This is a genomic window from Marinomonas sp. CT5, assembly GCF_018336975.1.
Lineage (GTDB): Bacteria > Pseudomonadota > Gammaproteobacteria > Pseudomonadales > Marinomonadaceae > Marinomonas.
The window spans coordinates 4,583,845-4,608,748 of record NZ_CP025572.1 but is presented as its reverse complement, the minus strand read 5'-3'; the positions used below and the strand labels follow the sequence as shown (position 1 = coordinate 4,608,748).

Sequence of the window (24,904 nt, the reverse complement as noted above, 5' to 3'; positions counted from 1 at the left end):
AGGCAATGGAATGCTCGTCAGATGTGTAAGAAAGGGGAAGAAACCCAGCGACTTTTTAGTCGCTGGGTAAATACCCAAGCAGAAAATAATGTGCTTTAGGTATTAACGAACTGGTGGCGCGTACATGATACCGCCAGCTTCAGTCCATAGAGCATTAAGACCACGTGGTAAATCTACAGGAGTAGATGGTCCAACGTTGCGCTCAAACACTTCACCGTAGTTACCTACGTTAGCAATGATGTTGTAAGCCCAGTCGGCAGGAAGACTAAGTTGAGCCCCCAAGTCACTATCAACACCTAATAAACGCTTGATAGCTGGATCATTTGTTTCGCTTTTAGTCTTAGCAACGTTTTTAGAAGTGATACCCATTTCTTCAGCGTTTACTTGAACGAACATTGACCAAGTTACGATGTCTTTCCATTGGTTGTCGCCGTGGCGCACTACTGGGCCTAGAGGTTCTTTAGAAATGGTTTCTGGAAGAATAACGTGAGCAGATGGATCGGCTAGTTTAGTACGGTGAGCCGCGAGACCAGACTTATCAGTTGTGTATACATCACAACGGCCAGAATCATAAGCGGCTAGTGCTTCATCTGCTTTTTGTACGACAACTGGTACATATGTCATGTTATTTTTACGGAAGAAATCTGCCATGTTCAACTCAGTTGTAGTGCCTTGTTCTGTACAAACGGTTGTACCAGCAAGGTCTAATGCAGATTTAACGCCTAGACTTTTACGAACCATGAAACCTTGACCGTCATAGAAGTTAACTGCTGTGAAGTCTAAACCCAAAGATGCATCACGAGTGTAAGTCCATGTGGTGTTGCGAGCTAGAATATCAATCTCACCGGATTGTAATGCCGTGAAGCGCTCTTTAGCAGAAAGGGGAGTGAATTTTACTTTTTGAGGGTCGCCAAAAATAGCAGAAGCAACCGCGCGACAAGCGTCAACATCTATGCCTGACCAGTTACCTTTATCATCGGCATTTGAAAATCCAGGAACACCAGTACTGACACCACATTGAATGAAGCCTTTAGATTTAACATTTTCTAGGGTTGTGGAAGAATTATTTACAGGAGCGGTAACATTTGCTGTTTTTTCTGCAGTTGAAGCAGTTGTTTTTTCCGCAACCTGTTCACTTGGCGACATCACAATAGCGGTTACCGCTGCACCGATAGCTGCAGCGATTACTGCAGTAGGCAGTAGTTTACTAGCGTTTGATTTCATTATATTGAGCCTCCCAGGCGTTTTATGTATGTTGTTATCTTGCTTTGTTTTTTTGTTTTCAGATTTTAAAATCTGTATCTTTATTTTTAAGCAAATTTAATGCCAACACTTAATTATTCTTGTTGTCGGGTCTATGTAGACGATTCCTCTAAAAGATCATCACATGCCCCTATAGAATTACTCTTTTGAGGCGTAGTCAAGGATAAAATGTCAGTAGATGTGTGCTTAATACTTAATTTTTGCACTTTTTAGAAGAGGAAAAAGACGTTATTCATATTGTTCTGTCGTTTTTCTTTTTCGATGGAGGCCAGATAGGACAAGAGATTTGTGGCATACGAGGAAAAAATCATAAGATAAATACTGGGCAAGCATAGACTAATTTTGTACAAGATGAAAATTATGCATCATTTTGGTGCTCTATTGCGGTTTGTTGTATTTAGACTGAATGTCCGTACATAATATAGTGAATAAAGCGCTTTCCATAATTTATAAACTGCATGGTAGACTTAAGCTTCTGTTAAAGTCATGTAAGGAGATCCACATCAGATGGATAACTCAGCAAAACCGCTTGATCGTCTAGATAAGAAGATTCTTCGTGAATTACAGATAAACGGTCGTTTATCTAACGTGGAGTTGGCGAGTCGTGTTGGATTAAGTGCCACGCCTTGTTTAGAACGGGTACGACGCTTGGAGCGTAATGGCTATATTACGGGCTATTGTGCGCTAGTGAACCCGAAAAAAGTGGATGCAGGATTACTTGTTTTTGTCGAAATTCGTTTGAAGACGACGTCTCCAGAAGGTTTTAACGAATTTAAGTCAGCCGTTACCGAAATTCCTGAAATTTTAGAGTGTCATTTGATCGCTGGTGATTTTGAATACCTTTTAAAAGCACGAGTATCTAATATGGACTCTTATCGTTTGTTATTGGGTGAAACCTTGTTGACCTTGCCGCATGTTCGTGAGTCTCGTACTTATGTGGCGATGGAAGAGGTAAAAAACACGACGGTAGTGAATATTCCTTAGGGACGTTTGAGCGACAATCGGGCTCCCTATTGTTTTTAAAAGTATTCCAAGCAATAACAACGCCGAATTAGTATTTTAATTCGGCGAGTACTTTTCCTAACATAATAGGTCCCATTCCTTTGATATTAAGAACGGCTTTATTTGATTGAAATGGTCGCTCAGATATCAACTTTTCAAGTACCTTTCTCGGTACACCTTTCACGTTTAGAAGCCTCTTTACTTTTGCTTTATTGATGGTGAGATAGCCATCTTCATCGATATAATTGGTCGCACTTTTTTTGGCCTTTTTGCCGATCTGGACGGTTAGAGGAGCAACTGGCTGTAAAACATTTCCCTTTATTGTATTTGTTGGAGGTGCAGAAGGGGTTGAAATGGGGTGTATGTTTAAAGGAATATCGAAATAGGCCGAATCACGTAATGTGTAATTGATGCCGTTCCATTCGCTTAATTGTATCGCTAACCGCCACGTTCCTGTAGGTGGTTGTTGATAAACCAAGTCGTAGCGGCAATCGCTCAGATAATGCTGGCCTTTTAGTTCTCCAATAGTTGTGGCGGCGAGCTCGATATTATCTGAGTCTTCGTCACTTTGTTGGTAAGCACAGAATTGCAGTTTTAGGGTACCGCTGAGGTTTCCTTCGACTCTATTGTTCGCAATGTATTGAACAGAAATAATGATTCTGTCATTTTCGATTCGGTAGCCGCAGCCATGTATTGTTAGATCAGCTTGATTGGAAGCATTCATATCTATTCCTTATTAACGAATCGACTTAAGAAATCATTATGAGGCTTTTGATTGAATTTTGCACACTTGCAAGTAAATGCTGTGGTATTCGATGAAAGTTGCTAGTTATGATGAGGTTAGACGTTTAAGTATTGATCGTGATTAGGTAACCATCTAGTTAAAAGTGGTGAGACGCGTTCCGGGTAGTGTCTGTGAAGCATAGCCGCCGCTTTTTGAACATCATCCAGCAAGTTCTTATCCCGTTGTAAATCCGCCACTTTAAATTCCCAAAGGCCTGTTTGCCTGGTGCCAAGCAATTCACCAGGGCCTCGTAATTCAAGATCTTTCTCTGCGATTTTAAAACCATCACTGGTTTCTCGCATGGTAGACAGTCGTTCTTTGCCTTGTTGTCCTAGCGGTGATTTATAAAGCAGCACACAGTGACTGGCGGTTTGCCCTCGACCAACACGACCACGCAGCTGATGAAGTTGTGCAAGACCAAGTCGTTCAGGGTTTTCGATGACCATTAAGCTTGAGTTGGGCACATCCACGCCGACTTCAATAACGGTCGTCGCGACAAGCAACTGAATCTCTCCCGCTTTAAATCGGGCCATAATGTCGGCTTTTTCTTGGGCTTTGAGTCGGCCATGTACCAAGCCAATGGACAGGCTACCTAATTGCTCTTGCAGCAAGAGCGCTGTGTCTTCTGCGGCTTGGCATTGCAAAGCCTCGGACTCTTCAATCAAGGTACAAACCCAATAAGCTTGTTTGCCTTCTTCGCAGGCGCTCTTTACTCGATCAATCACTTCTTGGCGGCGCTGATCCGATACCACTATGGTGTTTACTGGTGTTCGGCCGGGTGGAAGCTCGTCAATGATGGAACAATCTAAATCGGCGTAGGCCGACATGGCTAATGTGCGAGGAATAGGGGTCGCAGTCATAATCAGTTGATGAGGCTGGAAACCATGCTTCATGCCTTTTTCCCGTAACGCCATGCGCTGATGAACGCCAAAGCGATGCTGCTCATCGATAATGGCGAGCGCTAATCGGTCAAATTCAACACTGTCTTGAAACAGCGCGTGAGTACCGACGACAATCTGCGCTGCACCGGAAGCGATATCTTCTAGCTCTTTTTCGCGGGTTTTACCTTTGAGCTTGCCGATCATCCAAGCCACCTTCAAACCAAGCGGCTCAAACCATTGGGTGAAATTAATATAGTGTTGCTCGGCTAGAATTTCAGTGGGGGCCATCACCGCCACTTGGTAGCCTGCTTGAACGACGGAAGCCGCCGCTAAGGCCGCGACTAAGGTTTTCCCTGATCCCACGTCACCTTGTACTAAGCGCAGCATCGGATGACCGGTAGCAAGGTCATTGAGAATTTCCTGAAACACGCGGTTTTGTGCCTTGGTTGGTGAAAACGGCAGCTGCTGCAAAAGGCGCTGGCTCAACTCGCCTGCCGAATTGACTTTTATGGCGGCGTCTTGCTTGGCTTTGATGCGTTTGCCAATAAGAGAAAGCTGATGCGCCATCAACTCTTCAAAAGACAAGCGGTATTGCGCTGGGTGGCTGCCAGATCGGAGTAACTCAAGGTTAGCTTCTCGGGATGGGTGATGCAGAAAATGAATCGCGTCGCTCAGGGGGGGCAAGCTGAATTGGGTGCGAATCTCATCCGGTAGCCATTCTTGCAAATTGTATGGGGTTAAGCGCTCTAGGGCTTGCTCACAAAGCTGGCGAATCTTGGTTTGTGTTAAACCGTCTGTGAGCGGATAAATTGGCGTCAGCTGAGCGGTTTCTTCTTGAGTTTCATCGTCACCGATTATCTTGTATTCGGGGTGATAGATTTCAAACCCCGTGCTGCCGCGACGGATTTCACCAAAGCAACGCACACGCTTACCGGATTCTAATTGTTTCTTTTGCGCCGCAGAAAAGTGAAAGAAGCGCAAACATAGGGTGCCAGTGTGATCTTTGATGCGACACAGCAAGCTGCGACGTTTGCCCATCTTGATCTCAGCACCAGTGACTTGCCCTTCAATAACGGCTTCGTCACCAAAGCGCAGCATGCCAATAGGAACAACGCGAGTTCTGTCTTGATAACGAATAGGCAAATGAAACAGCAGGTCTTGTACCGTGTTTAGGTGAAGCTTGGCCAATTTCTCAGCCATTGCATCGCCTACGCCTTTTAGCTCACGAACATCCTGAGTGTCTAATCCGTCGATCATGCGGCTCTCTATAAATTCAGGTTTTTACAAGCATCACGAATAGACTGACTGACCGCTTCAATGGCTTTTGGTCTTGGAAAACTGGCGCGCCATGCGAGTGCAACGGTTCGCTTAGGAGCTGGGTCAGCGAAAGGGCGTATTTCTAATAGATCGTGATTGATATTGGTGACCGCGGATTTTGGTAGCACTGTTACCCCTAAACCAGAAGCAACCATGTAGCGAATGGTTTCTAACGAGCTGCCATTAACAATGGTACGACCTTCACCGTACTCACTTTCAGCGACCAGCGGGCAAGCTTCTAATACTTGCTCACTAAAGCAATGGCCTTTACCCAGCAGCAAGAGGTTATCGGTAGACAGTTGGTCCGTATTGATGTGCTCCCGTTTTGTCCAAGGGTGATCCTTTGGCATCAGCACGACAAATTCTTCTTCGTAAATCGGCTGAGTCACCACATCAGGTTCACGAAAAGGCAGTGCGACAATGATGGCATCAAGTTCGCCATTACGCAGTTTAGGTCGTAAATTCTCAGTGAGATCTTCTTCAATGATCAGTGGCATGCCTGATGTTGCACTGTGTAGGGCTGGAATCATAAAGGGGAACAAATAGGGGGCGATCGTATAAATTGCCCCTACTTTGAGAGGTCCTTTTAATTGATTTTTACCCGAGGTGGCCAGCTCTTTAATCATATTGGCTTGATCTAGAACACGCTTGGCCTGCGTGATGATCTGTTCGCCCAGAGGAGTGATATAAACGGAACTTTTGCTGCGCTCAAAAATGGCTGCTCCTAGCTCTTCTTCGAGTTTTTTTACTGCGACACTGAGAGTCGGTTGCGATACATAACAGCGATCGGCGGCGCGGCCAAAATGTTTCTCTTCGGCGAGCATTACAATGTATTTCAATTCCGTTAATGTCATAACACACCTTTTAGTTCGGCTGATTCATTGTTAATAACTATGATAATACATAATTTGATAAAGTATACTCGTTCTTTAGTGACGTAATGTGTCTTAGGCTGTCAGGAGAAGGTAAATGGCAAAGGTTTTAATTGCTGGATGTGGCGATTTGGGTTCTGATTTGGCCTCCGAACTTGTTGCTCAAGGCCACACTGTGACGGGGATTCGTCGTACAAAAAATGATTTTCCCAAAGGTGTATCCGGTCTTACTGGTGATCTGGTTGATATGAGTGATGACAGCTTGCCTGATGCGGATCTGGTATTTCTTATCATGACGCCTAATGGCCGTACAGAAGAGGCTTATCGTGCGGCCTATTTTGATACGGCACAGGTGTTGATTCGTCGATACAAACATACCGCGCAGCAACCTAAGGTATTTTTTGTCTCCAGTACCAGTGTTTATGGGCAAAGCCAAGGCGAATGGATTGATGAAACAACGTCAGCACAACCTGTGTCTGCCACGGCCAAGGTGCTGGTTGAAACAGAGCAAGCATTGGCAGCGGCATTTTCGAGTGTGGCAGTACGTTGTTCTGGCATCTATGGACCAGGTCGTTACCGGTTATTAGAGACGGTATTAAGTGGAAAAGAGTGGGGAGCGAATAGCTGGACCAATCGTGTTCACAGAGAAGATGTGATAGCCGCTTTATTGCATTTAGCGCAAAGCGTATTTAGTGGTAAGGGATTGTTGAAGCATTATAATATTACGGACGATACGCCTGTATCTATGTGGGAAGTGAAGCTTTGTATCGCCAATTTATTAGGTGCTAGGATCAATTTACCAGAAGACAGTCAAGCTTTTATCCCCGCCAGTGGTAAACGAATTAGCAATCACAGTATTGTCGAGACAGGCTTTAGTTTTCAATACCCCAGTTATGTTTCAGGTTATGTCGCTCTGGTTGCTGAGTACATAGAAAAAATATGAAGTGACTTATTTGACATTAAGTTGACATGTAGGTGGTATAAATTGCCCTAAGCAGTAATTAATTAAAATATTCTGTATATGTTTTTGTTATAATTTTCGTATTTAGATAATAAAGTGAAAGCATTATCTCTTTTTGATATATTGGACTTTCATTATTTATTGACAACCCGTGAGTTATAAAGTGGTTGTTAATATAAAACATGCCTATGGGGTCATTAAAGTTTATGTCATCATCTGAGTTTTTGCCTTTTTCTCGTCCTGCTATTGATCAAGCAGATATTGATGCAGTAAGTGAGGTGCTCGCCTCTGGTTGGATCACCACCGGTCCTAAAACTAATGCACTGGAAGAAGCATTTTGCAATTACTTAGGATGTCGTCACGCCATTGCTATTTGTTCTGCAACGGCGGGTATGCACATTACCTTGTTAGCGTTAGGTATTGGGCCGGGTGATGAGGTTATTACACCATCACAAACTTGGGTCTCAACGGCTAATATTATTTGTCTGCTTGGCGCGACACCAGTGTTTGTCGATGTCGATAAAGATACGTTAATGATGACGGCGTCGTCATTAGAGCAGGCGATTACGCCAAAAACACGCGCTATTGTCCCTGTACATTATGCTGGAGCGCCCGTTGATCTAGATGCAATTAAAGCCGTCGCGACTCGCCATAATATCCCTCTTGTCGAAGATGCAGCCCACGCTATAGGTACTTATTACGGTGATACGCCAATTGGTCAAAGTGGCACTGCCATTTTCTCACTTCATGCGATTAAAAATATTACCAGTGCAGAAGGGGGGGTGATTACAACGGATGATGATGCTCTAGCAGAACAGCTCAGAATGTTACGTTTTCATGGCTTAGGAGTAGACGCTTTTGACCGTCAAATGCAAGGAAGAAAGCCACAAGCTGAAGTGATGATGCCTGGTTTTAAATACAATATGCCAGATATGAATGCGGCTTTAGCACTTGGGCAATTTGCTCGTATTGATAAACTTAACCAACAACGAACGGATTTAGCAGGCTTGTATTTAGAAGGACTACAAAATACCCCGCTGAAACCTTTGTCTTTGGTTGAATACCCACATACTCATGCTTGGCATTTGATGATAGTTCGTGTTGATCCTGATACTTGTGGTCTTGACCGACAAGCATTTATGGATGGATTGAAAGAGCGCAATATTGGTTCTGGTATCCACTTCCGAGGGATTCATTCTCAGCATTATTATCGCCAACGCTTTCCTGATGTTGTGTTGCCGAATACCGAATGGAATACAAGTCGCTTGTGCTCTATTCCTTTGTTTCCGGATATGACAGCACAAGATGTGCAGCGTGTGCTGACTGCTATTAATGAGATTGTGGAGAAATAATTCAGTGTTAAATGAAAAGGCTATAACAAAAGTCGCCGTTGTCATACCAGTGTATAATGAAGAAGAAAGTTTGCCAGAGCTAATTCGCCGTACTAAAGAAGCTTGCCTTCTTCTTGAGCGGGATCACGATATTATATTGGTGGATGATGGCAGCCGTGACCGCTCTTCCGAGATTATTCAAGAAGCAGCAAGTCTGCCTGATAGTCACATTGTTGGTGTGATGTTGAATCGAAATTATGGTCAGCATGCTGCGATAATGGCTGGTTTTGAAATAGCAGATGCAGATTTAGTCATTACTTTAGATGCAGATTTGCAAAATCCACCAGAAGAAATTCCCCGTCTTGTTGCTAAAGCCGATGAAGGTTTTGATGTAATAGGTACGGTTCGTAAACACCGTAAAGATTCGGTGTTTAGGCGTTTACCATCGGCCATTATCAATGGTGGTGTGCGTCGTGCTACAGGGGTTCAAATGAATGATTACGGTTGTATGTTGCGTGCTTATCGTCGTCATATTATTGACGCTATGCTGCAATGTCATGAGCGCAGTACGTTTATTCCTATCCTTGCAAATAGCTTTGCTCGAAATACCACCGAGATAGATGTTGATCATGCTGAGCGAGAATTTGGTGACTCTAAGTACAGTCCAATGAAGTTGATCAATTTGATGTTTGATTTGATCACTTGTATGACAACAACGCCACTGCGTCTACTTAGTATTGTGGGAAGTGTTGTTGCTGCGACAGGCTTTTTGTTTGCTTTTGTTCTGTTAATGCTGAGGCTATTGTTTGGGCCTGAATGGTCGGGTGATGGTCTGTTTACATTGTTCGCCGTGCTTTTCATTTTTGTTGGTGCGCAGTTTATTGGCATGGGGTTATTGGGAGAATATATCGGGCGAATGTATCAAGATGTTCGCGCCCGCCCTCGTTATTTTGTTCAAAAAGTTGTCCGTAAAGGACAAACGTCTTCACCACTTTTTAAAGAGAAATCATAATTATGAAAGCTGTTGTTTTTGCCTATCACAATATTGGATGTACTGGAATTACCCAGCTTTTAGAAGCTGGCATTGAAATTGAAGCGGTTTTCACTCACACCGACTCTCCAGATGAGCAGCGTTTTTTTGCGTCAGTGGCTCAATTATGTGCAGAGAAAAATTTACCAGTTTACGCTCCTCATGAAGTTAACCATCCCCTATGGATTGAACGCATTAAAGCCATTAATCCTGATTACATTTTCTCTTTTTATTATCGAGATATGTTATGCCAAGACTTGTTGGATTGCGCTCAACAAGGAGCGTTTAATTTACATGGCTCACTATTGCCTAAATACCGTGGCAGAGCGCCTGTAAATTGGGCTCTGGTTAACGGTGAAAGTGAAACGGGTGTCACGCTACATAAAATGACTACGCGCCCAGATCAGGGCGATATCCTTGCACAGCAAACTGTTACTATTGAAGAAAGCGATACAGCATTAACTCTTCACGAAAAAATGGATGCGGCTTCAGGTGTATTAATGGCGAATGTGTTGCCTGCTCTTCTTGATGGAAGTGTGACCTATACCAAGCAGAATGATGCTGAAGCGACTTATTTCGGCCGTCGTACCGCTGCCGATGGAGAGTTAGACTGGAATAAAAGTGCGGCAGAATTGTTCAATCTTACTCGCGCTGTGACACAACCTTACCCAGGCGCCTTCAGCTTTATCGGTGATAGGAAGATCATTGTTTGGGAAACAAAAGTCGTTTCTCAGTCGGATAACACATTAGCGAATAACCAAATACCGGGAACGATTATCGGCACAGACCCTTTACAAGTGGTTTGTGGTGAAGGTGTGTTGCAAATCGAAGCTGGCCAAGCTGAGCAAGGTTTATTCCTTAGTGGGTCACAATTAGCTCGTGAAATGAGTTTAACTCAAGGTATGCGTTTAGCACCAAAAGCAAGTTTGGCTTTAGCCGCTAAGAAGCGCACTAAAGTGCTGATCTTGGGAGTAAATGGTTTTATCGGTAATCATTTGACCGAGCGTCTATTGAAAGAAGAAAACTATGATGTTTATGGAATGGATATTAGCTCTAGTGCAATTGGCCGCGTATTAGAACATCCTAGATTCCATTTTGTTGAAGGTGACATCAGCATCCATGGTGAATGGTTGGAATACCACATTAAAAAATGTGATGTGATTTTGCCTTTGGTTGCCATTGCGACGCCTATCGAGTACACACGTAATCCACTACGTGTCTTCGAGCTAGACTTTGAAGAAAACCTAAAAATCGTTCGTCATTGTGTGAAATACAACAAACGTATTATTTTCCCATCCACATCTGAAGTGTATGGTATGTGCAGTGATAACGAGTTCGATGAAGATACTTCAAGCCTAATCGTTGGACCGATCAATAAGCAGCGTTGGATCTACTCTGTGTCTAAACAGTTGTTAGACCGAGTTATTTGGGCATACGGCCAAAAAGACGGTTTGCGTTTCACTTTGTTCCGTCCTTTTAACTGGATGGGGCCTCGCTTAGATAGTTTGGATTCAGCTCGTATCGGTAGTTCTCGTGCGATCACGCAATTGATTTTGAACTTGATCGAAGGTACGCCAATTCAATTGATCGATGGTGGCGCTCAAAAACGCTGTTTCACTGACATTGATGATGGTGTTGAAGCTTTGTTCCGCATTATTGAGAACAAAGACGCAAACTGTGATGGACAAATCATCAACATTGGTAACCCTGACAACGAAGCCAGTATTAAAGATATGGCGCAAACGCTGCTTGAAAAATTTGAAGCTCATCCGTTGCGTGGTAATTTCCCTCCTTTTGCTGGCTTTAAAGGTGTTGAAAGCCGCAGTTACTATGGTGAGGGATATCAAGACGTTTCTCATCGTCGTCCGAGTATCAAAAATGCCAACAAACTGTTGGACTGGCACCCAACAACTCATATGGATGACACTATTGAGAAAACGCTTGATTTCTTTATTCAGTCGACGGTTTCTCAGGACTAATAAATGAGAAAGATTGGATTGCGGATCGATGTGGATACCCTTAAAGGTACTTTGGTTGGGGTCCCAAAGTTATTAGAAATACTCGAGAAACATGATATTCAAGCGAGTTTCTTCTTTTCTATGGGACCAGACAATATGGGGCGCCATTTATGGCGGCTCATAAAACCTAAGTTTTTACTCAAGATGCTGCGCTCCAATGCCGCCAGCTTATACGGTTTAGATATTTTGCTGGCGGGGACTTGTTGGCCTGGGAAGGTTATTGGTAAACATGCGGTAAAGCCAATTTTAGAGACTCAGCAAAAAGGCCATGAAATTGGTCTTCATGCTTGGGACCATCATGGTTGGCAGCTAAATACTGAGCGTTGGTCCGATGAAAAAATGTTGGCCCACATCCGTTATGGTTACGACAGTTTAAGTAAAATCCTCGGCGAGCCTGTACGTTGCAGTGCTGCACCGGGGTGGCGTGCTGATCAGCGCGTTATCGATTTGAAGGAGTCTTTTGGCTTTGCTTATAACAGCGACTGTCGAGGGACTGAACCTTTTCACCCCCGTTTGAGCAATGGTAAAGCCGGTACGGTACAAATTCCTGTGACAGTGCCTACTTTTGATGAAGTTGTTGGCACTGAGTGCGATATCGAAGGGTTTAATGATTATATTTGCAATGCCATTGAACAACAGTCCTGTGCTGTTTATACCATTCACGCTGAAGTGGAAGGTATTGTGATGACTGAGCAATTTGAGCAGTTACTCACTATGTTTAAAGAACGCCAGTGGCAACCAGTGACATTGGCGGCGCTATTAGAAGAACAAGCCGCTACAAGCCTTTGTGACGTAAAACGAGATGCCTTATTAGGTCGTGAAGGTTGGGTAGGTTGGCAAGATAATGCGAAAGAAGAAGTTTATGTATCGTAGTCAATATAAGTGGTTGCTGTTGTTCGCCTTTGTGGCCCTTTATCTTTTGCCGCTAGGATTAACACCTTTATGGATGCCTGATGAGGTTCGATACGCGGAAATAAGTCGTGAAATGCTGGCGACAGGCAATTGGGTGGTGCCTCATTTTATGGGGATGGATTACTTCGAAAAGCCCGTATTAGGCTACTGGATGAATAACATCAGCCAGTTATTATTTGGTCAAACAAACTTTGCGGCTCGACTTGCTCCCGCTTTGTCTATTGGTTTGACCGGCTGGATTGCTTATTACTTCGTAAAGTCTGTATTGCAAGATGAGCGCAAAGCGTTTTATTCAGCGTTGGTTTACCTTTCGTTCCCTTTGGTGTTCGGCGTGGGCACTTATAACACGCTTGATAGTCAATTAACGTTATGGATGGCGGCCGCGTTTGCAAGTTTTTACTTTGCCATGCAGAGTAAAAAGCGTTCAGCCTTAGTGGGTCGTTATTTATTATTTGGTGTATTTTGTGGTGCGGCGTTTTTGACCAAAGGTTTTGTGGGTCTGGCCATATTGGTTATTGCGATTGTTCCATTTATGATTTTGACGCGCCAGTTTAAACAGGTGGTCGGTTATGGCACCTTATCTATTTTAGCGGCTGTCTTAGTTGCATTGCCGTGGAGTATTGCGGTTGCTATTCAAGCACCTGATTATTGGAACTTCTTCTTTTGGAACGAAAACATTCGTCGATTTGAGTCTTCTAATGCTCAGCATTTAGCACCATTTTGGTATTATATTCCGACGTTGTTGTTAGCTATTTTTCCTTGGACTGTGTTAGCGCCTCATGCTATCGCTCAGAGCTTTGCAGATAAGAGCAACAAGCGTTTCTTTTTATATCAGGCGTGTTGTGTTCTTCTACCGTTTATTTTGTTGTCGATTGCGAGAGGTAAACTAGCTACTTATATCATGCCTTTGATGATGCCATTGGCTATCTTGATTGGTTGTGGGTTAGTGGAGCTGGTTAAACAAAAACACCGAATCATCAAGTGGTCAGTGTGGGCCAACTTATTGGCGTTTGCTGGCATCGCTTTGGTACTGGTTTTGGTTCAATATCAAATCGTGGGTAAAGTAGAGGGTTATTTAGCAAAAGAAATTCATACTTTCTGGTTTGCGATTGGTGTGTTTTTATTCTGTGCCTTGTTGCCATTATTGCCGCTGAACAAGTTTGATCGAGTTCCATTTTTCTTGGCTGGGCCTTCGGTCGCTTTGCTATTACTTCTGCCATTTTTCCTACCATCGAAAGTGGTGAATAATAAGCACCCAGAAGTTTTCTATGAGCAGCATATTTCTCTAATTGAACAGGATGCTTGGGTGATAACGAATTATCCTGGGCTAATCGGTGGACTAGGTTGGATACTAGACCGTAGTGATATCGATTTGTTAGAGGCTTATGGTGAACTTAAATACGGTGTAGAGCATAGTGAGCAACAACGCTATTTCCTCTATGGTGAATTCCGTGAGCAGTTACAGCAAAGACAACATTCTCAGCAGGTTGTATTGGCATTTCACTCGAGTTCGGAAGTGGACCCCATATTCAGGGAGCTTCCTACACCAGCACAACAATTCCAAGACGGAAACTTCCACTTATATATTTACCCTAAATTACCATGACATTTTTGCTTGTTGTGCTGACCTTGCTACTCACATGCACAGGTCAAATTTTGCAAAAGCAATGTGCTGTAAGCACAGATAACAAAAGCCGTACTTGGCTTTTGTTATCTGCTATTGCGTGTCTTGGCTTTGGTGCTTTGGCGTGGCTTTTAGTATTACAGAAGCTCCCTGTTGGTATTGCTTATCCTATGCTAAGTCTTAACTATGTGCTGGTCATGTTTGCTTCTCGTTACTGGTTTAAAGAGCCAGTCAGCCTTCGTCAGTGGTTTGGTGTTGCCTTAGTTATTGTAGGCGTAAGTTTATTGGGAGGTAAGCTATGAAGGCTTGGTTAGCAATCTCAGCCAGTGTGATGCTTGTCACTATAGCTCAGCTGTTGATGAAATCTGGCATGAGCGGCTTACCTTTATTTTCACTAGATTGGTTGAATTTTCATTTTTGGATAAGCCACTTTGTTGATCTTGCTACAGTCATTGGCGGTTTAACTTGTTATGCTTTGTCCCTAGGCTGTTGGATGCTAGCGTTGTCCAAGCTGCCATTGTCGATTGCTTATCCATGCTTGAGTATCAGTTATGTTTTGGTTACTGTCATGGCTAATATTTTATTTGATGAGGTTTTGTCTTTATCGGTCATGTTTGGCAGTGTATTGATTGTGTTAGGCGTAAGTTTAATTACCTATAAACCCAGACGTAATACATCTTGGTAAAACAAAAAAAGAGGCTGAAGCCTCTTTTTTTGTAAAGTCATGTTGGATCTAAGTGTTTAGTTTTCCAATACCATGATGCCTTCGATTTCTACCTGTACACCTTTTGGTAAGGCGCGAACACCCATTGCGGCACGAGCAGGGTATGGCTCTTTCACGAACTGGGCCATGACTTCATTTACAGTGGCGAAGTTACCCAAATCAGTCATAAAAATATTGAATTTTACAACGTTTTCCAAAGAGCCACCGGCTTCTTGGCAAACGGCTTGTAGGTTTTTGAATACTTGAGTTGTTTGCTCAACGATATCTTCGCTGATAATTTCCATCGTTTCAGGAACGAGAGGAATTTGACCCGACAAATACACCGTGTTGCCTGCGCGTATTGCTTGGGAGTAAGGACCAATAGCGGCGGGTGCGTTTTCAGTGTGAATGACTTGCTTTGACATATTAAGTATCCTTTTTCTAGAAGATGGTGAGTGACAGAGGGTTAGCGCCCGACAATAGTTTCCCGAGAAACTTTTTCTACACAACGAACCGCTTTTATCCGGCGCATCACATCGGCTAAGCCTACTCGACTAGAAATAGTGATGCTTAACCGTAGGCGACTGACTCGGCCTCGTTCAATGATATCGAGGTTCGATACTTGGAAATCAGTATCGCTAATTGAGCTGGCAATTTTAGCCACAGCGCCACGTTCGTTGATATAGGTAACAATTAGACTGATGTGTAATTCTTCTTCAATCTCTTTACCCCATGCCATGTGAATAAAGCGCTCAGGATTGGATAAATGATCTTGAACGTTAGGACAATTGAGGTGATGAATAATAATGCCTTTGTCTACCTGAACGTATCCAACTATAGGGTCGCCAGGAATAGGTGAGCAGCATTTAGCATAGGAAATCAACATTCCCTCTGAGCCGTTTACCTTGAAGGATTTTGGCGTGACCAAGGTGTCTTCATCGATATTCGGGAAGAGTTCACGAGCGACTAGATAACCAACATGACGCCCTTTGCCTATGGATTCCAGTAGATCTTCGAGAGATGAAAGCTGGTGGTTCTCCAATACTTGTGCGATCTGCTCTGTAGTCAATTCATCAATATTGGTTTTAAACGCGTTTAGTGAACGAGTTAATAGGCGATGGCCAATAGAAATGGCGTTTTCGCGTTGTTTGTCTTTTAAATAGTGACGAATGTTTGTACGTGCTTTGCCGGTAATTGCGAAGCTCAGCCAAGCAACATTGGGCTGGGCTGTTTTTGCAGTAATAATTTCGACCGTTTGACCACTTTCTAATTGTGTACTTAGTGGAGCAAGACGACGATTAATTCGACAAGAAATACAAGTGTTGCCGATTTCGGTGTGAACACCATAAGCGAAGTCGACAGGGGTCGCGCCGGAAGGTAATTCAATGATTTGTCCATTTGGAGTAAAAACATACACCTCATCAGGGAATAAATCATTTTTTACGTTATCCACAAACTCAACGGGGTTGCGCGCTTTTTGTTGAATTTCTAATAAGCTTTTTACCCATTTAGTTGCACGATCATGGTTGCTTGGAATGTTTGATGTGCCGCTAACCTTGTAAGCCCAATGGGCAGCGATGCCATTATTGGCAACCAAGTCCATTTCTTCTGTGCGTATTTGAACTTCCATTGGAATACCATTGGTGCCCAATACGGTAGTGTGAAGAGATTGGTAGCCATTGGATTTTGGAACCGCAATGTAATCTTTAAAACGGCCCTCAATCGGCTTAAACAGAGCATGAATTACGCCAAGAATTCGATAACAACTATCATGTCGATCAGTAACAATACGAACGCCCATCACATCCATAATTTCATCTAAAGAACGGCGTTTTTTATCCATCTTTTGATAAATGCTGTAAATGTGTTTTTCACGAACGCTAATGCTGGCTTCAATATAATCCGCGGCGAGTTCTGATCGAATTGTATCTTCAAGCTTTTGGGTGTCTTTAATACGCTGCTGGCCATACTTTTTATGGATGGCTTTTTGTAGCATACGGGCGCGCATTGGATAATAGGCTTGAAAAGCGAGAGACTCTAAATCTACCCGAACTTTGTACATCCCCAGACGGTTTGCGATAGGGGCATAAATATCCAGTGTTTCGCGGGCAATACGGCGTTTTTTGTGGGCAGGCATGGCATCTAATGTGCGCATGTTATGGAGTCTATCGGCCAACTTAACCAAGATGACACGAATGTCATCAGCCATGGCCATGGCCATTTTTTGGAAGTTATGGGCTTGTTTCTCGATTTGGCTGTTAAACTCTAGGTGTGTGAGCTTACTCACACCATCCACTAGGCCTGCAACGCCTTCGCCAAATTGTTCGGTTAGGGCTTCACGGCTAATGCCGGTATCTTCAATAACATCGTGCAGAAGTGCCGCCGTTAATCCATCACAATCCATTCGAAGTTCCGATAGAATTTCGGCGACAGCGAGAGGATGGGTGACATAGGGCTCGCCACTTTTACGTCGTTGCCCATCGTGGGCTTGTTCCGCGTAATAGTAGGCGCGTTTTACCTTGGCGACTTGGTCATAAGGTAAATACTGACTCAAGGTCAGTGCTAGATCTTCAATGGTATACATCGCTCACCTCACTAAGGCAAAAAGGAAGCGCGACAGTTGTGATATGAGCGACACCATGGATATTAAAACTCGTGCAAAGGGCGTTTTTGTTGATCAACATTATCCGCATTGATCAAATTTTCCGCGATTTCACGTAGTGCAACTACAGTAACTTTGTCGCCTTCAAAAGGCACTTTTGCATCTTCCCCGCCAGTCGCTAGTTGACGAGCTCGCTTGGAAGCGACCATCACTAATTCAAAGCGGTTATCAACGTTTTCTAAACAATCTTCTACGGTAACTCGAGCCATTTTGACCTCTGTTTTCGGTTATCTATTTTTCCAAGGGTAATTCTACTGAACGGCTTCTTATAATGACAAGAGATCATTTATAAGATTGCTGTTTTTTTCTTGCATAACCGCTGTTTTTGAGCGCATTGCTTGAAAAATAGCGGCCATTTGTGAAAGTGCAGCATCAAAATCGTCATTTACAATAACAAAATCGTATTCGTGATAATGCGACATCTCATTTACAGCCTTTGCCATACGACGCTGAATGACTTCATCTGTGTCGGTAGCGCGTTTTCTTAAGCGCTCTTCTAGCGCCTGTAATGATGGCGGCAAAATGAATATTCCAATGGCTTCAGGATAGAGTTGACGTACTTGGCGAGCGCCTTGCCAGTCTATTTCTAAAATCACGTCTAAGCCTTGTTCTAGCATGCCGAAAATAGACTCTTTTGATGTGCCGTAATAATTATCAAAAACTTGAGCGTGCTCGAAAAAAGCGTCTTCAGCAATCATGTCCAAGAAGGATTCATCGTCGATAAAGTAGTATTCTCGGCCATGTTCTTCACCAGTTCGCGGTGCTCGTGTGGTATGAGAAATTGAAATTCGTACCTGAGAATCTTGGCTAAGAAGCGCCTTGTATAAGGTCGATTTACCAGCCCCAGAAGGCGCCGATAAGATGAATAAATTGCCTTTATGTTTGTCCATGGGGTTCTTCTAATCCGCCTTTTTTGACTTTGTTGCGTTTTACTATATCACAAACAAAATGCCTGCTAGTGAGTTGAGTATTATTGACGATATTGGCGCTTTTTGACAGGGATGTTGTTGAGTGTTCAAGCCGAGTTTTAATTTTAGCTGACAACATCCTATTCATTTAGTGGTCATTAATAATTCGTTACAAAGTTTTTTTGTTCCTGATGCATTTTTTATAAACAAGGCTAAGCTTCAATGATATGAATCCAACAGATAAATGATAAAACAAGGAAGGGAAATACAATGGATTTACCCTACGAAAAGAAATCGCTGAAAGCAACCTCCACACGAAGAAACTACTGCAAAGTCTTATCCGTTGAAGATGATCCCGATTACCAAGAAGCACTGATGAACGGCCTGAGTGCGCTTAATTATGACGATAAACAGGTGGAGTTTCTGACCGCATCATCTGCCAATGAAGCGGCGACAGTCATCGCCGCTAATCCTGATATATCGGTTATTTTTCTTGATGTTGTCATGGAAACGGATGTCGCTGGCCTACGCTTAATTCGTACTATTCGTGACGTTATTGGTAATGATTTGGTACGCATTGTTTTATTAACAGGTCAGCCGGGTATGGCACCAGTTAACGATCTTATTGGTCAATACGATATCGATGACTATTGGTGTAAATCAGACCTCACGCAGGCGCATTTACAGACCATAGTGTTAAGTAACTTGCGTACTTGGGAGCATCTTTCTGACATGAAAGAAGCCCGCCATGGCATGCAATTGTTACTTGCAGCGAGTCAAAGAATTGCCTCAAAGAGTGATATTACCGACTACACACGTTCTATTTTGGAAGAGATCGGGCTGCTGCTAAAAATGAGCAGTGGCGGCATAGTTTGCTTTTTTCATCCTGAAGAAGAGCATCTCGAAAAAGCCTTAATTGTGGCGGCTTGTGGAGAGTTTTCGTCCCACATCCATAAATATTTTTTATCAGCAATCACGGAAGGTGTTCTAAAAGAAGCCGTGGAGCTCGCCAATACACAGAAAAGTCATGTCTTTCAGGATGGCTTTTCTGTGTTGTATTTTTCGAACAAAGAGTTGGAAAATCGAGAATACATGGTGGTGGTCAAGCTTGATAGGAATCTTGCGAGTAATGAAATTAACCTGCTTCAGGTATTTTGCGAAAACATTAGCGCTGGCTTTCGCAATGTTGCCTTGCATAATAAACTAACCGAGCTGGCTTATGTTGAGCCTACCTTAGGGATTCATAACAAAAACTGGTTGGTTCGCGAAATACGCAACATGTTTTCCTGGGAGCGAAAAAAAGCGACTTTATTAATGCTTTACGTAGAAGACTTAGCTTATACCGAGTCTGTTTTAGGGTCTAAATATTGCGATCAATTAACGCTTTCTCTGTACGATTATTTGAGTCACTTCTTTGACAAAGCAGTCGATATTGCCTTGCTTGAGCGAGACACTCTGGTGTTGATTGTGTATGACTATCAGGATTACAACGAAGCGTCACTCGAGAATATTATTCATACCAGTATTGAAGTTGAAAACTCCTTACATTCTATTGATTTAACCGTAAGCTCGGTGAAGTTTTCAGACTTTCCAAATTATGAGCCAGAGCAATTAGTAAGCGTAGGAAAAAGCACCTTAGAACGAGCCAAGTACGAAGGTGCTTCATATTTGGCTTTTTCTGAAACCCTTGCCTCGGACATGTTTGGGCGCTATGAGTTATTAACAGATCTACGAGAGGCTATTGCTGATCATCAGATTCGCGCGTATTTCCAACCTAAATTTAGTCTAAAAGACAACTCATTAATTGGGTTTGAAGCCTTGGCTCGATGGACACATAAAAATGGTAGTGTTATTCCTCCCGATCAATTTATCGTTTTGGCTGAGAATAGTGGTCTGATTGATAAATTGGATCAGCAGATGTTGAAACAGTCCTGTAAAGCGATTAATACACTGAAAGAAATAGGTATTAATGTGCCTATTTCAGTCAATGTCGCAGGCAATGAAATTATTCGTCCTAACTATTTCGATCGTTTTAAAAAACTTCTTCAAGCAGAAAATGTTCCAAATGAAATGATTGAACTGGAAATTACCGAATCACAGTTTATCTATGAAAAAACTATGATAAACAAACACTTATTAGCTTTAAAGGCTGAAGGTATAAAGGTGAATATTGATGATTTTGGAACGGGATATTCTTCTTTAGCGTATCTATCTACTTTATCGGTTTCAACCATCAAAATTGATCACAGCTTTGTGTGGCGTATGGAAGAATCCGAAAAAGATTGGGAGATACTTAAGATGATCATCGAACTCGGAAACTTCTTGGGGCTAAGCGTGATTGCTGAAGGCATTGAGACCGAGCAGCAAAAAAACAATCTATTGGCTTTGGGATGTGATGATGGTCAAGGTTACTTATTTGCTAAACCTATGTCATTAGACGATACCATTAGTTGGGTTAAATCAGGGTTATAGAATATGATTTTTGGCAAACGGATGTCTCAAAAATCATTACTTTTCATGTATTTGTCAGGTGCTTTGATTTTCATAATGTTGCTTAGCTGGGGCAGTTATCGCTTTTTCTTAGACAACAAAATCAGTCAGTTAGCATTTAGTGAGTCTGAGGTTTTGTCTCGTAGCGCCAGTGTTTTTAGCCGTGAAATGGGGCATATTAAGCGCGTTACCTTGCTGCTACGCAACAGCATTAATGCTCGCTTATCTACACAGAACGAAAAAACAATCCCAAGTGATTGGGAGGCTCAGGTGGTGGATGAGTTTAGTCAATTTGCTCGAACGTCTAAGCTAATTTCGCAAGTTCGCTGGATTATGCCAGATGGCCAAGAGCACATTCGAATCAACTCTCAAGTTGGTGTCATCTCTCTTGTGCCAGAAGATCAACTACAAAACAAATCGGATCGGCATTATGTACAAAATGCACCGGATAGCAGCAACGATGTATACATTTCCTCTTTGGATCTTAATATAGAAAATAAAGAAATCGTACGTCCTTTTCAGCCAACGGTTCGTGGTGTCGTCAGAGTAAATGGCGAGATACCGGGAATTTTGGTGGTGAATTATGACTTGAGCAAACTGTTTGAGCTTGTTCGGACTTTTAGCAGTGATGGTGTGCATTTAGAAATACTAGACTCCAATGGCGATTGGGTTTTAGCGGCCGACAAAGTCCTTGAATGGGGCGGAATACTGCACCCTGACAATTTGAACTTTAATATCAAAACGCATTTTCCGGCTATTTGGCAGGAAATGGATGCAGTGGATGGTTTAGAACGAGTTTTTGATGATGGCCGTTTGTGGAGTCTCTTGAAACTGCATATAGATGAAGAAGCGGATGTTCAGAGTTCACAAGCACCATCTTTGTATTTTATTGCACGCTCTAATTCTGAAGTATTTTCTGCATGGCGAGCGAGGTTAATCCTTAGCATTATTGGTATAGCGGTAGTCTTCTTTGCTTTGATTGCATGGTTGGTTTGGCGGCAAGTTACCGCGCAATTTGAGACTTATCGATTACTTAAGCTGGTTCAGCAAGAAAAAGCACAAGCTGAGCAGATAAACCGTAAACTGAGTCTAACGAATAAGCGCTTAGTGGATCTTCAGGACGAGCTAGTAGAAAGCAGCAAATTGTCCTCGCTAGGATTGATGGTAGCTGGCTTAGCTCATGAAATGCACACACCGCTCGGTGGCGTCAGAATGGCGCTGTCCTCTTGTAAAGTATGGTTGGATAAAGAAGCTAAACTTCATCCTTCTGATGGACTAGAAAAAATGGATAGCTCTTTACAGATAGCAGAGAAAAATCTGGTTCGTGCCTTGGATGTGGTTTCTAGTTTTAAACGTATTGTGTCGGACAGAACCGCACAAGATGTTCAGGCTTTCTTCTTTCATAATGTCGTCAATGACATTTTACTCACCTATAAGCCAATATTGAAAAAACGTGCCGATATTAGTATTGAGGCCCAATGTCCAGAAGATATCGACATGTTAGGTTACCCTGGCGCCATGTCACAAATTATTCAAAATCTGATTGATAATGCGCTGGATCATGGCTTTCAACGATTGGATAAAGGCGTTATTACTCTTACGGCTAAAAAGGAACAAGAAAACCTCGTTCTTGTTATTAGTGACAATGGCAGAGGCATTTCGTCAGAAATTAAAGCGCGTATTTTTGATCCCTTTGTTACAACAGGCCGCACCAACCAACATACAGGTTTAGGACTACACCTAGTAAACCAATGGGTTAATAAATTAATGAAGGGACGAATTGATGCTGTTTCTGAAATCGACGTTGGAACGACATTTACCCTAACGATACCTTTGCGAGTAGAAATAGATCCTGAATAGCGGCGTGAATAAAAAATGGGTTCAAACTTAATAAAAACCCAACGACAAGATGTTGTTGGGTTTTGGGATCTTTAAAGCAGGTAAATAACAGACTAATCTGTGAAACCTCGTATTTGCGAGTTTAACTGCCAACGCAGCAATTCAGGTAAGGCTTTTTGACGAGCTTGTTGTTGTTCGCTGGGAACGGCGCTGCTTGTGGTTGTGCGAAGGCCTGTCTCGTTTTCCCAAGGATAAAATGCGGCTTTACCACTCATTGGGTAAGCGCCGTTTTTATCAATCCATAGGGTGACGTTGTAACCAAAAGCGCGGCTTTCATCATCAATCGGAGCAAGCATATTCCGCCCTGCAATGGCTTGATAGGAGGTATCGGACAAGCTCAAATGGTATAAGGTCGGGAAGATATCTTTGTGCGAACCGACACGGTTTGGGTCATAGGTCCAATCGGTATTCGCCAAGATGCTTTTTGGTACATGGAGATAAAAGGGTACGGCACGATCCAATACTTGTTCCTGAGGATAAAAAGCATTTAGGCGGCGCATCTGATGATCGCCAGTGGCCGCAATAATGGTTTTCTCACCGACAGTTGAGTTTTCTACATTAGTGATAAATTGCCCAAAGGCATCTGCTGCAAACTGATATGTTTCTAGCAGGTTATCCAACGCGGTGAGGTCTTCTTCAGCAGAGTGCTTCAAGACTTCAGGAGTGGCGGCGAAAGGAGCGGCCTCATAGCGAGATGGCGTATGATAAGGTGGATGATTGCTAATGGTCAAAATGGTTATAAAAGTGGGCTCTTTGCTGTCTTTGAGCACTTGTTCTGCTAAACGATAGGCATAGTCATCGGGAACGCCCCAAGCACCCAGTTCTGCCGCCGATTCTGGATAACGTTCCATAAGAGTGTTTTGGTCATAAACGACATCGACACCTTGTAGTGGTAAATACCCCGCCAAATTACGCCACGCCATGTTCCCAGGGGAAATGAAGATGGTTTTATAACCGGCTTTTTTGTAAACACTAAAAGGTACACCCTGCAGTTTCACTTTTTGTTCAGAGCTGTGACTGATGTTCTCAAAAGGGCTATGGAAAAGCATGGCAGCCAAAGACGGAGCGGTACCATTGTCCTCCGACAGGAAGCGTTTAAAGACAAAGTCTTCGTTAAAGTGTGGTCGCAATCGTCCTAACAGGTCATTAATGCCGGGTTGATCAAACGCCAGCATATTGCTGCCAAAACTCTCCATTACATTCATAACGACGTTGGGCCGGTTGGATTCAAGCCAAGGATTTGAGGCAGTACGGGCCGCTAAATGGGTAATGCCTAGTTTCGCTTCTAGTGCTTGACCATCTTTATGGCTGACCGGCGAAAAAGACGCATCTTCATTTTTATCTTGAAGCGCCCAGTTTAGCGCCATAAAGCCGTTAGGTGATAATTTGTTGAGCACTAATAATTGGGAAACTTGCGCATTGTCTCGGCGTAACGGAAATGTACCCACACTTCCGCGAGAGGCAATGAATAGAACGATAAATGCAATGACGACATATACGGTAAAGACACTAAAATGCCAAGGTTTACGGGACTTATCTCGCAGTGTGAACTTAGCCACACGATAAGCAATGAAGCCAGTTAACAATGACGCTAAAAGACCTTTAATAACGGGATAATCTTGCCAGATATTAAGTAGCACACTTTTGGTATCGTCATCAGCTAAACCAAAGGCAAAAACATCAAAATGGTTATGGTAAGTTTGGTAATAATAGAAGTTACTGACGGTTACCATGACCACAGTAAATACAATCAGTCCCATGAAAAAAGGGCTAATGGCTTTTAGTAATCGCCAAGAAAAACGGTTGGCGCAGAACACTAGACCCACTAAAAAAAATGGCGCCATGAACATACCGCCAATTCTAAGGTCATAGCGAATACCAATTGACCACATGCGAGTCAGGTCTTCACTGTGTTTTGCTAGCTCCACAGGAGAGGCAAAAGACTGCAGCATGACATAACGGCCAAGCATTAAGATTAAGGTAATGATAAAGATTTGGACCGCTAACGTGACCAAAAGTGGCCGCATTCGATTCTGATACATCGCTGAAACTATCCTAAGCACTCAAATTATCGCTGATTATAGCATCCAATAAATCCGTGATGCTCAGATAAACAACATCTGATAAAGGTTAAAACCTTGCTTCTTGCTCATTACGATGTGATCAAGAGCATGAGGGATGAGCAACTTTGGTTAGGTATTAGGATGAAAATACTGGATACTTTTAAACTGGATTTAGTGATGATGG

20 protein-coding genes are annotated in these 24,904 nt (G+C 42.9%); 11 read left to right on the top strand and 9 right to left on the bottom strand.

Going from position 1 to position 24,904, the window contains the following annotated elements; genetic code table 11:
- Window positions 1-102 precede the first annotated feature (102 nt).
- Entirely contained in the window at window positions 103-1,224 is a 1,122-nt protein-coding gene (locus C0J08_RS21890) for an amino acid ABC transporter substrate-binding protein (protein WP_212653968.1), read from the bottom strand.
- Window positions 1,225-1,770: 546 nt separating this feature from the next.
- On the opposite strand from C0J08_RS21890, the gene lrp reads away from it, so the two are divergent.
- Window positions 1,771-2,247 (top strand): leucine-responsive transcriptional regulator Lrp, encoded by a 477-nt coding sequence (gene lrp / locus C0J08_RS21885; RefSeq protein ID WP_212653967.1) that lies wholly within the window; start codon window positions 1,771-1,773, stop codon window positions 2,245-2,247.
- Between the two features lie 67 nt (window positions 2,248-2,314).
- On the opposite strand, the gene C0J08_RS21880 is transcribed toward lrp, so the two are convergent.
- The 3 genes from C0J08_RS21880 to C0J08_RS21870 all read right to left on the bottom strand — a co-directional run bounded on the left by C0J08_RS21880 (window position 2,315) and on the right by C0J08_RS21870 (window position 6,101).
- Window positions 2,315-2,989 (bottom strand): helix-hairpin-helix domain-containing protein, encoded by a 675-nt coding sequence (locus tag C0J08_RS21880; RefSeq protein ID WP_212653966.1) that lies wholly within the window; start codon window positions 2,987-2,989, stop codon window positions 2,315-2,317.
- Window positions 2,990-3,105: 116 nt separating this feature from the next.
- On the bottom strand, window positions 3,106-5,187 hold the full coding sequence (recG, locus tag C0J08_RS21875; RefSeq protein WP_212653965.1) for an ATP-dependent DNA helicase RecG: 2,082 nt from the start codon (window positions 5,185-5,187) through the stop codon (window positions 3,106-3,108).
- Window positions 5,188-5,195: 8 nt separating this feature from the next.
- Window positions 5,196-6,101 carry a hydrogen peroxide-inducible genes activator gene (locus C0J08_RS21870; RefSeq protein WP_212653964.1) on the bottom strand — a complete coding sequence of 302 codons (906 nt, stop codon included), beginning with the start codon at window positions 6,099-6,101 and terminating at the stop codon, window positions 5,196-5,198.
- A gap of 115 nt (window positions 6,102-6,216) precedes the next feature.
- On the opposite strand from C0J08_RS21870, the gene C0J08_RS21865 reads away from it, so the two are divergent.
- The 8 genes from C0J08_RS21865 (at window position 6,217) to arnF (ending at window position 14,680) form a co-directional block, all read left to right on the top strand.
- Entirely contained in the window at window positions 6,217-7,062 is an 846-nt protein-coding gene (locus C0J08_RS21865) for an NAD-dependent epimerase/dehydratase family protein (RefSeq protein ID WP_212653963.1), read from the top strand.
- Between the two features lie 224 nt (window positions 7,063-7,286).
- Window positions 7,287-8,432, top strand: coding sequence for a UDP-4-amino-4-deoxy-L-arabinose aminotransferase (gene arnB / locus C0J08_RS21860; RefSeq protein WP_212653962.1), 1,146 nt, complete (start codon window positions 7,287-7,289; stop codon window positions 8,430-8,432).
- 4 nt (window positions 8,433-8,436) lie between these two features.
- Window positions 8,437-9,423 (top strand): undecaprenyl-phosphate 4-deoxy-4-formamido-L-arabinose transferase, encoded by a 987-nt coding sequence (gene arnC / locus C0J08_RS21855; protein WP_249344427.1) that lies wholly within the window; start codon window positions 8,437-8,439, stop codon window positions 9,421-9,423.
- 2 nt (window positions 9,424-9,425) lie between these two features.
- Window positions 9,426-11,420 (top strand): bifunctional UDP-4-amino-4-deoxy-L-arabinose formyltransferase/UDP-glucuronic acid oxidase ArnA, encoded by a 1,995-nt coding sequence (gene arnA / locus C0J08_RS21850; RefSeq protein WP_212653960.1) that lies wholly within the window; start codon window positions 9,426-9,428, stop codon window positions 11,418-11,420.
- 3 nt (window positions 11,421-11,423) lie between these two features.
- Window positions 11,424-12,332 carry a 4-deoxy-4-formamido-L-arabinose-phosphoundecaprenol deformylase gene (gene arnD, locus C0J08_RS21845; protein WP_212653959.1) on the top strand — a complete coding sequence of 303 codons (909 nt, stop codon included), beginning with the start codon at window positions 11,424-11,426 and terminating at the stop codon, window positions 12,330-12,332.
- Window positions 12,322-13,977 (top strand): phospholipid carrier-dependent glycosyltransferase, encoded by a 1,656-nt coding sequence (locus tag C0J08_RS21840; RefSeq protein WP_212653958.1) that lies wholly within the window; start codon window positions 12,322-12,324, stop codon window positions 13,975-13,977. The genes arnD and C0J08_RS21840 overlap by 11 nt, the downstream gene beginning before the upstream one ends.
- Before the next feature lie 50 nt (window positions 13,978-14,027).
- Entirely contained in the window at window positions 14,028-14,297 is a 270-nt protein-coding gene (locus C0J08_RS21835; protein WP_249344425.1) for an SMR family transporter, read from the top strand.
- Window positions 14,294-14,680, top strand: coding sequence for a 4-amino-4-deoxy-L-arabinose-phosphoundecaprenol flippase subunit ArnF (gene arnF, locus C0J08_RS21830; RefSeq protein ID WP_212653956.1), 387 nt, complete (start codon window positions 14,294-14,296; stop codon window positions 14,678-14,680). Before C0J08_RS21835 ends, arnF begins: the two co-directional genes overlap by 4 nt.
- 56 nt (window positions 14,681-14,736) lie before the next feature.
- Here the strand turns inward: arnF and C0J08_RS21825 are convergent, their stop codons facing one another.
- From C0J08_RS21825 to gmk, 4 genes are all read right to left on the bottom strand, one after another.
- Window positions 14,737-15,123 carry a RidA family protein gene (locus tag C0J08_RS21825; protein ID WP_212653955.1) on the bottom strand — a complete coding sequence of 129 codons (387 nt, stop codon included), beginning with the start codon at window positions 15,121-15,123 and terminating at the stop codon, window positions 14,737-14,739.
- 41 nt (window positions 15,124-15,164) lie between these two features.
- Window positions 15,165-17,282 (bottom strand): RelA/SpoT family protein, encoded by a 2,118-nt coding sequence (locus C0J08_RS21820; protein ID WP_212653954.1) that lies wholly within the window; start codon window positions 17,280-17,282, stop codon window positions 15,165-15,167.
- Window positions 17,283-17,344: 62 nt separating this feature from the next.
- Complete coding sequence (gene rpoZ / locus C0J08_RS21815; RefSeq protein ID WP_212653953.1) at window positions 17,345-17,569, bottom strand: DNA-directed RNA polymerase subunit omega; 225 nt, start codon at window positions 17,567-17,569, stop codon at window positions 17,345-17,347.
- A 57-nt stretch (window positions 17,570-17,626) separates the two neighbouring features.
- On the bottom strand, window positions 17,627-18,250 hold the full coding sequence (gene gmk / locus C0J08_RS21810; RefSeq protein WP_212653952.1) for a guanylate kinase: 624 nt from the start codon (window positions 18,248-18,250) through the stop codon (window positions 17,627-17,629).
- A gap of 288 nt (window positions 18,251-18,538) precedes the next feature.
- Here gmk and C0J08_RS21805 point away from each other — a divergent pair, with 288 nt between their 5' ends.
- The gene (locus tag C0J08_RS21805) at window positions 18,539-20,740 is read left to right on the top strand and encodes an EAL domain-containing response regulator (protein WP_212653951.1); all 2,202 of its coding nucleotides are present in this window, start codon (window positions 18,539-18,541) and stop codon (window positions 20,738-20,740) included.
- Window positions 20,741-20,761: 21 nt separating this feature from the next.
- Window positions 20,762-22,618: a sensor histidine kinase gene (locus tag C0J08_RS21800; protein ID WP_249344422.1), complete on the top strand. Its 1,857-nt coding sequence runs from the start codon at window positions 20,762-20,764 to the stop codon at window positions 22,616-22,618.
- A gap of 92 nt (window positions 22,619-22,710) precedes the next feature.
- On the opposite strand, the gene C0J08_RS21795 is transcribed toward C0J08_RS21800, so the two are convergent.
- Window positions 22,711-24,699, bottom strand: coding sequence for an LTA synthase family protein (locus C0J08_RS21795; RefSeq protein ID WP_212653949.1), 1,989 nt, complete (start codon window positions 24,697-24,699; stop codon window positions 22,711-22,713).
- Between the last annotated feature and the right edge of the window lie 205 nt (window positions 24,700-24,904).